This is a genomic window from Streptomyces melanogenes (assembly GCF_014649795.1).
In the GTDB taxonomy this organism is placed as follows: Bacteria; Actinomycetota; Actinomycetes; order Streptomycetales; family Streptomycetaceae; genus Streptomyces; species Streptomyces noboritoensis.
Genome location: NZ_BMTS01000006.1, coordinates 241,555 through 253,725, shown reverse-complemented (window position 1 = coordinate 253,725; position 12,171 = coordinate 241,555). Strand labels below are relative to the sequence as shown.

At 73.8% G+C, this 12,171-nt stretch carries 9 protein-coding genes; all 9 read right to left on the bottom strand.

What is annotated here, in order from left to right:
- Positions 1-24 precede the first annotated feature (24 nt).
- Positions 25-1,575 carry a hypothetical protein gene (locus IE252_RS15785; protein ID WP_190090023.1) on the bottom strand — a complete coding sequence of 517 codons (1,551 nt, stop codon included), beginning with the start codon at positions 1,573-1,575 and terminating at the stop codon, positions 25-27.
- The gene (locus IE252_RS43180; RefSeq protein ID WP_229848415.1) at positions 1,572-3,812 is read right to left on the bottom strand and encodes a DUF3492 domain-containing protein; all 2,241 of its coding nucleotides are present in this window, start codon (positions 3,810-3,812) and stop codon (positions 1,572-1,574) included. Before IE252_RS43180 ends, IE252_RS15785 begins: the two co-directional genes overlap by 4 nt.
- A gap of 190 nt (positions 3,813-4,002) precedes the next feature.
- Complete coding sequence (locus IE252_RS15765; protein ID WP_229848413.1) at positions 4,003-5,640, bottom strand: dipeptide ABC transporter ATP-binding protein; 1,638 nt, start codon at positions 5,638-5,640, stop codon at positions 4,003-4,005.
- Positions 5,637-6,626 carry an ABC transporter permease gene (locus IE252_RS15760; RefSeq protein WP_190090022.1) on the bottom strand — a complete coding sequence of 330 codons (990 nt, stop codon included), beginning with the start codon at positions 6,624-6,626 and terminating at the stop codon, positions 5,637-5,639. Before IE252_RS15760 ends, IE252_RS15765 begins: the two co-directional genes overlap by 4 nt.
- Entirely contained in the window at positions 6,623-7,630 is a 1,008-nt protein-coding gene (locus IE252_RS15755) for an ABC transporter permease (protein WP_190090021.1), read from the bottom strand. The genes IE252_RS15760 and IE252_RS15755 overlap by 4 nt, the downstream gene beginning before the upstream one ends.
- Positions 7,631-7,632: 2 nt before the next feature.
- Positions 7,633-9,354: an ABC transporter substrate-binding protein gene (locus IE252_RS15750; RefSeq protein ID WP_190090020.1), complete on the bottom strand. Its 1,722-nt coding sequence runs from the start codon at positions 9,352-9,354 to the stop codon at positions 7,633-7,635.
- Between the two features lie 185 nt (positions 9,355-9,539).
- Positions 9,540-9,635 carry an Ms4533A family Cys-rich leader peptide gene (locus IE252_RS44255; RefSeq protein ID WP_317453741.1) on the bottom strand — a complete coding sequence of 32 codons (96 nt, stop codon included), beginning with the start codon at positions 9,633-9,635 and terminating at the stop codon, positions 9,540-9,542.
- Between the two features lie 88 nt (positions 9,636-9,723).
- Entirely contained in the window at positions 9,724-11,181 is a 1,458-nt protein-coding gene (locus IE252_RS15745) for a DUF3152 domain-containing protein (RefSeq protein ID WP_229848409.1), read from the bottom strand.
- Positions 11,182-11,189: 8 nt separating this feature from the next.
- Entirely contained in the window at positions 11,190-12,158 is a 969-nt protein-coding gene (locus IE252_RS15740) for an alpha/beta fold hydrolase (RefSeq protein WP_190090019.1), read from the bottom strand.
- Between the last annotated feature and the right edge of the window lie 13 nt (positions 12,159-12,171).

Genomic DNA, 12,171 nt, shown 5'->3' with positions numbered 1-12,171 from the left:
TTCTCCTTCGGGCATCAGTGCGCGTCAATGCGTGTAGTGCTGTTCGGGGGTGGGTGGGCGTACGGAGTGGGCCGAGGCGCGGGCGAGGACCGCGGTGGCCCGGACGAGCAGGGCGAGGGCGACCGCGCCGCAGATCGCGGCCGGGACGGCTCCCGCGCCGCCCGCCTCGACGGCGGCGGTCACCGGGCGGGCGAGGACGCCGCAGCCCGGCAGGCGGCCGGCGAGCACCAGGGCGAGGGCGGCCGCCTCGGCGCAGGCCGCCGCCCGCAGTCCGGCGGCGGCGGCCGGTGCGAAGCCGTGCAGGGTGAGCAGCCGCGCCAGGAAGAGCAGCGCGCCGGGTGCGGCGGCGGACGCGAACGAGCCGTGCCCGTAAGCGAGTCGGCCGGTCAGCAGGATCGCGGCGAGGACGGTCAGGAACAGGGCGACCGCGCCGAGCAGCAGGGGGCGGGAGCGGCCGGTGAACTCCTCCAGGCCGCGGCTGGTGGCGAGGCCGCGCCGGGCGCGTACGGCGAAGAGGCGGGCGCACCAGGTGGCGGGGGCGACGGCCAGGGTGAGGCCGACCGCGGCCGCCGGGTCGGCGCCCCAGCCGTCGGCGCCGACGGGGCCGCCGTCCGGGCCGCCCGCGACCAGCGCGTCCAGGAGGCCGTTGCCCGCGACGGCGTAGGCGGCGAGCCAGAGTGCCCACGGCAGCCCGGCGCCGCGGCCGGTCCGCAGGGGGCCGCGCCGGACGGCGTACGCGAAGGCGGCGCCGACGGCGGCGGCCCCGGCGGCGATCGCGGCGAGCCGTGCCCCGCCGACGGTGATCCGGCTGGCCGTCACGGTGAGGGCGCACAGGGCACCGGGCAGCAGCGCGCGCAGCACCCGGAACGGCCGTCCGGCGGGCTGGGGTGCGGGCTCCAGGTCGTGGCGCGGCGGTTCGGTGCCGCGCGGCACGCGCGCGTAGAGCTCCTCGGCGAGCGAGAACACGTCCCGGTGCCGGAAGCGGGCGGCGGTCCGGTCGGTCACCCCGTGCGCTTCGAGTCCGGCGGCGATCTCCAGCGGGTCGACGGCCCGCTCGCACAGGTCCCGGTGCCGGTGCATGAGCGCCCTTACGGGGTCGGCGGGACCGCGACGGGGGCGGGGGCGTTGGGGCCCGGCGGAGGGCTGGTCCGGGGGCGCGGACCGCCGGGGGGCGGTGGGCTCGTCGGCCTCGGTGGGCTCGTCGACCTCGGTGACCTTCTCGACCTCGGTGGGGTCCTCGGCTGCCACGGAGTCATGGGCCGCCGGGGTCTCCCAGGGCGAACCGGACGCAGGGCGGGCGGAGTTCGCGGGGATGGACTCCGTACGCGCCGCGCTCGCCGCCCCCCTCGACACGTTGGCCGCCCCCTTCGAACTCCCCTCCACCGAGGCCGAGTTGCCCCTTGGGATCGGGGGAAACGGGAGGCGCTGGCCCCGTACGCCCGTGGGGCGCTTCGGGACCGGGTCGGCCAGGAGGGCCTCCGAGCGGATGTCCCAGGCGCCCGAGCTCTCGGGGGCGCGCGGGATGTCGTTGTCGGCGGGGCCGTCCGTCGGCCGGGTCGTCGGGGGGCGGGTCATCGGGTCGCCTCCTCGGCGTGGGCGGAGCCGGGGCGGGCGATGCCGGGCGGGTCCGAGGGGGGCGGGGCCGAGCTCCGGGTGGTCGGGCGGGCCGTGCCCGTACTCCTCGTACCGCCGCGCGCGCCCCCGTCCGCCCAGCTCGGGGCGTGCCCGGCGGCCGTGGACGGGGCGGTCATGGCGGCCCAGCTGCCGGGGACGTGGGCCTCGGCCGGGTGGGCGAACAGGACCGGGTCGCCGCTCTCGTCCACGGCCTCGCGCTGCACCGGGCAGTGGGACATCAGCTCCAGGTAAATGCCGCGAAATGCCGCGAGGTTCTGCTCGACGGTGAAGAGTTCGAGGGCGCGGGCGCGGGCGGCGGCGCCCAGCCGTTCGCGGCGTTCGGGGTCGCGCAGCAGCGCGACGCACGCGTCGGCCAGGGCGCGCGGGTTGCGCGGCGGCACCACGAGGCCCGTGCCGCCGATGACTTCGACCACCGCGCCCGCGTCGGTCGAGACCGTGGCCCGGCCGCAGAACATCGCCTCGACCAGGCTGACCGGGAAGCCCTCGACGACGCTGGAGAGCACGACGACGCTGCCGCTGGCGTACGCGTCGGCCAGCTCCGGCGCGCCGGGCCCGCCGATCTCCTCGAAGGAGACCGGGTTGTCGCCGACCGCGTGCGCGTCCACGGCCTCGTCGGGGAAGAGCTGGGCCGCGAGGGCGCGGCAGTGGGCGAGGTAGGCGGCGGACTCGGGCGAAAGGGGGGAGGCGGGGGCGCCGAACCCTTGGGCGGCGGCGCCGTAGTGGGGGCCGCCCGCGTACCCCGGGCCGACCCCGTATCCCAATCCCGAGCCGCCCCCGTATCCCGATCCCGAGCCGTACTCCACACCGGCCCCGAGGCCCGCCCCTCCGAACCCCGCCGAGCCCGACCCGCGACCATCCACGTACCCCACCGCCCCGGACGCCTGGCCCGCGTAGAAGATGCGCAGGCGCGCGTCCGGCTCCGCGCGGCGGACCTCGGCGAAGGCGTGCAGCAGGGCGATGAGGTCCTTCGTCGGGTCGACGCGGCCGACCCAGACCAGCGTGGTGGGGTCGCCCCCGTTCGTCTCCTCGCCGACCGTCTGGAAGCGGTCGGCGGCCATGCCCGGGTACACCGTGCGCAGCTTGGCGCGGTCGGCGCCGCACTTCTCCTGCCAGCGGCGGGTGTGGGTGTTGCCGGGGGTGATGAGCGCGGCCCGCTCGTACACCTCGGCGGCGAGCCGCCGGTGGAAGGCGGCCATCAGCGCCCGTACCGGGACGCGCGCGTCGCCCGCCGCGAGGTACTGCGCGCGCAGCTGCACCCCGTACTCGGTGACCAGCAGCGGAACCCCGAAGAAGCGTTTGGCCAGCAGGCCCGGGAGGGCGGCGGAGCCGCCTCCGGCCGCGTGGCAGAGGTCGACGTCGCCGAGGCCCGCCGCGTCGTACCAGTCGAGCGAGAGGGGGCGCAGGGCGCGTTCCAGGAGGTCGGCGAAGGCGAGGTAGTCGGGGACGCGCGCGGCCTGCACCGCGCGGCTCGCGCCGGGGGTGCGGCAGGCGGCCTCCAGTACGCGCACGGCCGTCTCGGAGCGCAGCGCGCCGGAGAGCCCGCCGCACTCGCGGGCCAGGTCGGCCAGCCCGTACAGCGCCTCGGCGAACCGCGAACAACCGCCCGGGGCGGCGGCCCCGGCACCGGTACCGGCGCCCGAAGTCCCGCCCGAAGCCGCCGTGCCGACCACCACCTGCCCTTCCATGGCGAGCGCGTCGAAGGAGACGGTCAGGTCGGTGATGGTCAGGGCGTTCGGGTCCGAGGCCGGGGCGCTCCCGCCCGGCCGCTGCCCGGGCACCCCGCTCAGCGGCCCGCCCCTGCCGGGCGCCGCGGCCTGCCCCGAAGACGTACTCCCGCCCTCCGCCGCCCCGCCCGGTCCGGCCATGCAGATCGCTCCGGCCAGTTCGCGAAAGCACGTGGCGAAGCGGTGCCGTTCGCGGCGGCCGAGGCGGCGCGGCACCTGCGCGCCCGTGCGGGCGTGCGCCCACTCCTGCGGGGCCCACAGCGGGGCCGTGCGCACCCGGCGGACCTGAGGCGGCAGGGCCACCCAGCCGCGTTCCTCCTGGGCCGCCGTGCGGCTCAGGGCGTATATGTCGAACTCGTGCCGCGCGAGCCCGCGCACGAGCCGGTCGCACCACAGCCTGGACTCGCCGGTCGTGTACGGATAGCCGCCGTCGGTGAGCAGTCCGATCCGCATGTACGCACCCCCGATCTCCCTGGTGGGCGGCCGCCGTTGCACCGGCGACTCGCAGCGGGAAGAACGTAAGCGGATACGACGGTGGCGCGATGGACGGTTGTCCATCGCGCCACCGGAAGGGGTGAATGCACGTAACTTTCCCTCCCCGGTCGCGTTCCGTCGCGCTACGGGGCGGGAGAGTGACAGAGCGTCAGGCTGCGGCCACCTCGTCGCGGCCGGCCGCGCCCGCCTGCTCGCGGAGCTGCTCGCGCAGCTCCTTGCGGGCGGCGCGGCGCACCGCCGCGAGCACCGGGTCGACGGTCGGGACGGCCGCCAGCAGCTGCCGGGTGTACGGGTCCTTGGGCGAGCCGTACACCTCGTCCACCGCGCCCTCCTCCACGATCCGGCCCCGGCGCATCACCGCGACCCGGTCGCTGACCTGCCGTACGACGGCGAGGTCGTGCGCGATGAAGACGAGCCCGAGGCCGAGCTCGCGCTGGAGCTCCGCGAGGAGTTCGGTGACGTGGGCCTGGGTGGTCACGTCGAGCGCGGACACCGGCTCGTCGCAGACGATCAGCTGCGGTTCGGCCGCCAGCGCGCGGGCGATGCCGACGCGCTGGCGCTGGCCGCCGCTGAACTCGTGCGGGTAGCGGTCGTAGCGGTCCGGGTCGAGGCCGACCCGCTCCAGGAGTTCGCCCACGCGCGCGCGGATGCGCTGCTCGTCCCGTACGCCCGAGGCGCGCAGCGGGTCCGCGACCGACTCGCCGATCGAGCGCCTCGGGTTGAGGGAGGCGACCGGGTCCTGGAAGACCATCTGGACGGCGGTGCCGTCGCGGCGGATCGTGCCCGACGTGGTGTCGAGCAGGCCCACCAGCATCCGGCCGAGCGTGGTCTTGCCGCTGCCGCTCTCGCCGACCACGCCGAGCGTCTCGCCGCGCCGCACGGTGAGCGAGACGCCGTCGACGGCGGTGAACGACGACTTGCCGCGCCCGAAGACCTTGCGCAGGTCACGGGCTTCGAGCAGCGGCTCTCCGGCGTCGGAGGCGGCCGGCTTCGCCGCGTCCAGGCGCGGCACGGCCGAAAGCAGCTCCTTGGTGTACGCGGCCTTGGGCGCGCCGAGCACGTCCCGTACGGGCCCGCGCTCCACCGCGCGGCCCTGCCGCATGACCAGGACGTCGTCGACGCTCTCCGCCGCCACGCCCACGTCGTGGGTGACGAGCAGCAGTCCCATCCCGGTCTCCTGGCGCAGCCCGTGCAGCAGGTCGAGGATCTGGGCCTGGACGGTGACGTCGAGGGCGGTGGTCGGCTCGTCCGCGATGAGCAGCTTGGGCTCGCAGGCCAGCGCCATCGCGATGAGCGCGCGCTGGCGCATGCCGCCGGAGAACTCGTGGGGGCGCGAGCGCGCCTTGCGGGCCGCGTCCGGGATGCCGACGCGGTCGAGCACCTCGACGGCACGCGCGCGTGCCGCCCGCTTGGAGCCGCCCCGGTGCACCCGGTAGACCTCGGCGATCTGGTCGCCGATGGCGTAGTACGGGTCGAGGGAGGAGAGCGGGTCCTGGAAGACCATCGCCGCCACTCCCCCGCGCAGCCGCCGCAGTTCGGCGTCGGACGCCCGCTGTACGTCGGTGCCCGCGACCCGGACGGTCCCGTCGACCACGGCGCCGGTGCTCCGGTGCAGGCCGAGCAGGGCGTACGCGGACGCGCTCTTGCCGGAGCCGGACTCGCCGACCACGCCGAGCGCGGCGCCGGGCGCCAGGCTGAAGGAGAGCCCGTCCACGGCCCGGGTCTCCCCGAAGGAGATGCCGAGGTCGACGACCTCCACCAGGGCCTCAGTCGTAGCCTCGGTCACTGGAGCACCACCCGTCGGTCCGCCATCGCGTACAGCGCGTCCGCGACGGCATTGGCCAGTACGACGAAGAATCCGGTCGTCATGACGACGCCGACCACGACGGGCAGGTCGACCTGGCGGACCGAGTCCACCAGGAGCTTGCCGATGCCCTGGATGCCGAAGAGCGACTCGGTGAGCACGGCGCCGCCGAACATGGAGCCCGCGTCCAGCGCGCTGAGCGCGATGACCGGGGCGACCGCGCCGCGCAGGGCGTGCTTGCCGACGATGGCCCGCTCGGTGAGTCCGTACGCCCGGAAGGTGCGCACGTGGTCCTCGGCCAGGGTCTCCAGCATGGAGCTGCGCACCAGGCGCGCGTACTTGGCGCTCTCGATCAGCGCCAGCGAGATCCACGGAAGGAGCAGTCCCCAGAACCACTGCTCGGGGTTGTCCGAGAACGGCGTGTACTGCGGGAACGGCAGCCAGCCGAGCGTCGAGCAGAAGACGATGATCAGCACCAGGCCGATCACGAAGACCGGGGTGGAGAAGCCGATCAGGGTGAGCCCGGTCAGCGTCCGCTCGATGGCGCCGCCGCGCTTCCACGCGGAGAGCAGCCCGGTGCCGACGCCGAGCAGGATCCACAGCACGAAGGCGCCGATCACCAGCGAGCCGGTGACGGGCAGCTTGTTCACGAGGATGTCGGTGACCGGCGAGTCCTGGCGGTAGGACAGGCCCAGGCACGGCGCGTCGCAGTGGACGACGCCGACGCCGGAGGAGAAGTCGCGCCCGGCGAACAGCCCCTGAAGGAAGTGCCAGTACTGGACGTAGATCGGGTCGCCGAGCTGGAGGCGGTCGTGCACCTGGGCCACCTGGGCCGGGGAGCAGCGCTCGCCGCAGACGATCTGGGCGACGTTGCCGGGAGCGGCGTAGAAGACGAGGTAGACGACGACGGAGAGGGCGAGCAGCACGAAGACCGCGCCGCCGAGCCGTCGCAGCAGGAAGCCCGTCACTTCGAGGCCTCCTTACGGGACTTGGCGTCCTTGCGGGATTTGACGCCCACCTTGAGCCGGGAGGCGGCGCGGGGGTCGAGCGCGGTGCGCACGCCCTCGCCGACGACGGTGAGGGAGAGGACCGTCACGAACAGGAAGCCCGCGGGCAGCAGCAGATAGGTCGGCGCCGACTGGTACCAGGTGTTGGCGTCGGTGAGCATCTGCCCCCACGACGGGGTGGGCGGCTTGATGCCGACGCCGAGGAACGAGAGCGCCGCCTCGATGGAGACGTTGGCGGGGACGAGCAGCACGCCGTACGTGATGACGGGCGCGGCCAGCGCCGGCAGCAGCTCGCGCCGGGCGACCGCGAGCCTGCCCCAGCCGCTGAGCCGGGCCGCCGAGACGTAGTCGAGCGACTTGAGGCTGAGCGCGGAGGACCGCACGATCTTGGAGGTGCCGGACCAGCCGACCACCGCGATGACGGCGGTGATCAGGACCGGGCGCGGCACGGAGTCGGGCACGATCGCGATCAGGCCGAGGCCGATGACGAGCAGCGGCAGCGCCACCACCACGTCGGTGAACCGGCTGATGACCTGGTCGGCCCAGCGCCCGCCGAGCGCGGCGAGCAGCCCGAGGCTGACCCCGATGAACACCTGCACCAGGGTGGCGATGAAGGCGACGCCGAGGGAGACCCGGGCGCCGTAGACGAGCCGGGCGAACAGGTCGCGGCCGGTCTGCGGCTCCACGCCGAGCCAGTGGTCGCCGCTGATCCCGCCGAAGGAGCCCTTGGGCACACCGCCGGCCGCTGAGTCCACCAGGGCGGGGTGGAAGGCGTTGGGGTCCTGCCCCTCCAGGGCGGTGAGCAGCGGCGCGGCGAGCGCGACGAACACCAGCAGCGCGAACACGACGGCGGCGACGGTCACCGCGCGCTGGGCGCGCAGCCGCCGCCAGAACTGACGGGCCCCCGAAGCGGGAGCGGCCACCTGGGCCGCTCCCGCCTGAGAGGCCAACAAGGCCTCACTCATGGCTACTTGACCGCGACCTGGGAGATGTCGAGCACACCGGTCCAGTCGCTGATGACGACGTTCTTGATGTCCTTGCCGACCAGTCGCTTGTAGACCGGGTGGAAGAGCGGGACCACGACGGCCTGCTCACCGATCTTCTTGTCCAGGGCGCCCCAGCGCGGCGCGGCCGCGGCCAGGTCGGTCAGCTTGTTGATCTCGTCGACCTCCTTGTTGACCGAGGGGTCGTCCAGCAGGCCGGTGTTGAAGTTGGCGCCGTCCTTGACGATCTGGCGGCCGTCGAAGATCGGGGCGAGGAACGGGCCGCCGGAGGGCCAGTCGGCACCCCAGCCGCGCAGGAAGAAGCCGGGCTCCTTGCTGACGCTCTGGATCGTCTCGTTGTAGTCGTTGGCCTCCAGGCCCTGGAGCTTGACCGTGATCCCGGCCTTCTTCAGGGCGTCCTGGAGCGCGGTCGCGACCTCGGGGCCCTTGGGGCCGCCCTTGGCGTTGGAGTGGGTGAGCGTGACGGTGAGGCCGTCCGCGTGGCCCGCCTCCTTCAGGAGCTCCTTGGCCTTGGCGGCGTTGCCGGAGGCGCCGGCCGGGAAGTGGTCGAACTCGGTGTAGCCGAACGCCTTCTGGTTGGGCAGGAAGGTGGTGGCGGGCTCGGCGAGCGAGGAGCCGCCGACCGCGTTCACGGCCGAGCTGCGGTCCACCGCGTACGCGATGGCCTGGCGCACCTTCGGGTCGTCGAACGGCTTCACCTTCGGGTTGAAGGCGATGTAGTTGGTGTAGCCGAAGTGGCCGGTGCCCACGCGCCCGGCGAGCGCCTTGTCGCCGCCGACCTTGGCCAGCTCGGCCGGGCCGAGGTTGGTGTCGGTGGTGACGGCGGCCGAGTCCGGGCCCTGCGAGGCGGACAGGCGCTGGTTGATGACGGAGGCGTCCAGGCCGGAGCGGACGTCGATGCTGTCCGGGTACGCCTTGCGCTCCGCGTCGGTCGCCTCGGACCAGTTGGGGTTGCGCTCCAGGACCAGGTGCTCGCCGTCGTTCTCGTTCTTGACGACCTTGTACGGGCCGGAGGAGACCGGGTGCGACTCGTACTTGGTACCGGTGTCCTTGGCCTTGGGGACCGGCGCGAACTGGGTCTGCGTCGCCAGGTACGGGAACTCGCCCTCGGGCTTGTTCAGGTGGAAGACGATGGTCTTGGCGTCGGGCGTCTCGATGGAGGCGAGGCCCTTGCCGCCGTCCTTGTAGGGGCCTTCGTACTTGTCACCGCCGACCAGCCAGTCGCGCAGGTAGGGCGCGCCGCCGGAGAGCTCGGCCGCGAAGGACCGCTCGATGCCGTACTTGATGTCGGCCGTCGTGATCGGCGAGCCGTCCTCGTACTTGAGGCCGTCCTTGAGGGTGTACGTCCACACCGTGGCGTCGGCGTTGGGCTTGCCGGTGTCGGTGGCGAGGTCCGGGACGACCTTGGTGCCCTCGGCGCCAGCCTCGCGGTTGCGCGTGGTGAGCGTGCGGAACACCAGGGACGGAACGTTTCCGCCGCCGGAGGTGTAGAGCCGCGCCGGGTCGAAGTCGGTCTGCGGCTCGTTGTTGAGGACGGAGAGCGTGCCGCCCTTCTGGGGCTTGCCGTCCGAGCTGCCGCCGGCGTTCTTGGCGCCGCTGTCATCGGGGCCGCAGGCGACGGCGCCCACGGCGAGAACCACGGCTATCGCTGCCGCTCTTGCGACGTTTCCGGACATCTGACGCATCGGAATGAAGACCTCTCGGTGACTGCACGTACAGGGCAAAGGGGACGCGGGCGAGCGTCTCGGCCCATGACGGCGTCATGGTCTTCGAGCAATTTCGAACAAGAGGGAGTGCTGCGCGCCCGCGCGGATGAGCAAAGACGGAAGTACCCGGGCGCTAGTGAAAGAAAACTGCGCGCGAGCGGGCGTCAGCAACAGTGAATGTCGGCTACGCAGAGCCCGGTCACGCCGATCAGCGCCAGCTCGATGGCGGCGCGTGCGGGGGTGACGGGACGGTGCGGCATGCCGAGAACTATGCAAAGCCCCGCTGTCCACTGTCAACCGAGATTGAGACAGTTGTCCCACAGTGTGGACAGCGGGGTCCGGCTGGTCTCAACCAGTCGGGTAGACCCAGGGGTTGGGACGGCACTTGATCCCGTCTATGTCCAAGGACTTGGTCTGCTGCTGCATCACCGGAGCGAGCGCCCCGGGAGTGCGACAGCTCACATGGCCGTGGCCGAGCCGGTGTCCCACTTCGTGGTTGATGAGCATCTGCCGGTACGCGTACATCGCCTGGGCGCCGTACGTCTCGGAGCCCTGCGCCCAGCGGAACGCGTTGATCATCACGCGCTCGGTCTTGGCCGAGTCGCACGAGACGTTCTCCTCGGCGGTGTCCAGCTCCGACTTGGCGCACCAGGTCGCCGTGGTGCCCGGGCTGGCCAGGGTGATCACGAAGTCGGGCTTGCCCGAGGAGATCCGCTCGAAGGTCCTGGCCCCGTCGTGCGCCCAGCTGCGGTCGTCGTTGAGGGTCTTCTGCACGGCCTCGGCGAAGAGGCTGCCGTCCAGACCGAGGCCCTTCTCGACGTCCACCCGGTAGCGGTACTTGCGCCCCTTGCCGGGCGCCGCCGCGGCCCCGGGCACCGTCTCGAACTCGCCGGAACCCTTCAGCTTCGGGTCGATCGGGTACTGGAGGGCCATCTTCTGCTCGTACGAGGCGGGCTTGACCGGGGCCGCCTGCTCGGGCGTCGCCCGGTCCTTGGAGCGGGAGGCGGGCCCGTCCGTGCCCCGGCCGTTGTCGTCGGCCGCCTGGGCGCCGGTCTTGTGGCCGCCGTCGGAGGTGACCTGCCCGGCCACCACGACCGCGAGCACGGTGGTGACGGCCGCCGCCGCGATGCCCGTGAGGGTCCGGCCCTTGGAACCCTTGCCGGACTTCCCCGACTTGGCCGCCTTGGCGGTCTTGGCCTCGGGCGCCGTCTCGACCCGCTCGGGAACGGGGACCGGCCGGGGGGCGGGGGGCGCTTGGGGTTCGGGGGCGACCCTGCGGTGGGAGCCGGTGTCGGCCGGGTCCACCCTGCGGTGGGAGCCCGTATCGGTGGGGGCGACCCGGTGGTACGTGCCCGTGTCCGTGGGCTCCGGCCTTCGGTGCGAGCCCGTGTCGCCCGGCTCGGCCACGCGGTGGGTGCCGGTATCGGTCCAGTCGGCGCCGTCGAAGGCGTCCACGTACTCGCGCCGGGGTCCCGGTATTCGGACACCGGGGCCGGACATGGCCGGCCAGTCGTCGGCGTGCGGTGCGGCGGGTTCGCCCCAGCCGCCCCCGCCCTCGTGGTGCTCGGGGTGGCCGCCGCGCACCTGCGGCACGCCGTGCGCGGGGGTGCCGCCGTAGTGCTGCGGGGCGGGGTCGCCCGGGACCGGGCGGATCCTCGGTACCGGGCCGGTCGGCGGGCCGTCGGCGCGGCGGCGTCCGCCCGCGCCCTGCCCGCCGTCCACCACGGGCACGGGCCCGGTGGTCTCGGCGGTGCGGGTGGACTCGGGAGTGCCTGCGGCGCCCTTGGGTCGGCTGTGTCGTCCCACGCCCCGGATCAGCTCCTGTTTCCGCAGTCGTCGACCAGGTCCCGGAAGGCCTGCGCGACCACCTCCGGGTACTCCATCATCGCCACGTGCCCGGCGTCGGGCAGGGTCAGCAGTCTCGACCCCCGGAACGCGGCCGCCGCTCTGCGCGCCATCCGGAAGCCGACCAGCTGGTCCCGGCCGCCGTAGACCAGCAGCGTCGGGGCGAGCACCCGCTCGGCCTGCCGCCACAGCCCGTGCTGCCCGCCCAGGGTGTACGCGTCGACGACCCCCCGCGCCGATCGGGCCATCGCGTCCCAGAAGTACGGCAGCCGCAGCCGCCGCTCCATCTCCTCGACCGCGGCCCGGAAGGCCTCGGGGCTCACCTTGCCCGGGTCGCCGTAACAGAGGGCCATCACCCCGCGCGTACGGTCCTCGGCCGTCCAGTCCTTGGTCATCCGCGTGAACAGCGAGGCCACGCCGGGCACCGCGAGCAGGGCGGTCGGCCAGGCGGTGCGCTGGGCGCGCAGCTCCGGGAGCGCGGGCGAGACCAGGGTGAGGGTGCGGACCAGGTCCGGGCGGACCGCGGCGACCCGGGTGGCGACGGCGCCACCCAGCGAGTTCCCGAAGAGGTGGACGGGGCCGCGCCCGGCCGAGTCGAGGAACCGGATCACCGCGCGCGCGTGGCCGGTGACCGAGTAGTCGCCGTCGTCCGGCGGCGCGGAGTCGCCGAAGCCGGGCAGGTCCACGGCCTCGCAATCGAGCCTGTCGTCGAGCAGCGGCATCAGCGCGGACCAGTTCTGCGACGAGCCGCCGAGCCCGTGCACGAACAGGGCGGGTTCGAGACCGGATCTCTGATTCGGACGGGCGCGGATGTTCAGCGTCAGCCCGGGCAGACTCACCGAGCGCAGCTCTTCACCGTCCGCCACCCGGACCGCGCCCACCCGGGGAGCCGGGGCGACAGCGGCGGCAAGGGTTTCCGGCAGGTCGGTCGAAGACATGCGGCAATGTTAC

What these genes read in the sequence shown, in the direction of transcription:
- IE252_RS15785 (WP_190090023.1), bottom strand. Translation starts at nt 1,575, where the DNA reads ATGACCCGCCCCCCGACGACCCGGCCGACGGACGGCCCCGCCGACAAC.
- IE252_RS43180 (WP_229848415.1), bottom strand. Translation starts at nt 3,812, where the DNA reads ATGCGGATCGGACTGCTCACCGACGGCGGCTATCCGTACACGACCGGC.
- IE252_RS15755 (WP_190090021.1), bottom strand. Translation starts at nt 7,630, where the DNA reads ATGAGTGAGGCCTTGTTGGCCTCTCAGGCGGGAGCGGCCCAGGTGGCC.
- IE252_RS15750 (WP_190090020.1), bottom strand. Translation starts at nt 9,354, where the DNA reads ATGCGTCAGATGTCCGGAAACGTCGCAAGAGCGGCAGCGATAGCCGTG.
- IE252_RS44255 (WP_317453741.1), bottom strand. Translation starts at nt 9,635, where the DNA reads ATGCCGCACCGTCCCGTCACCCCCGCACGCGCCGCCATCGAGCTGGCG.
- IE252_RS15740 (WP_190090019.1), bottom strand. Translation starts at nt 12,158, where the DNA reads ATGTCTTCGACCGACCTGCCGGAAACCCTTGCCGCCGCTGTCGCCCCG.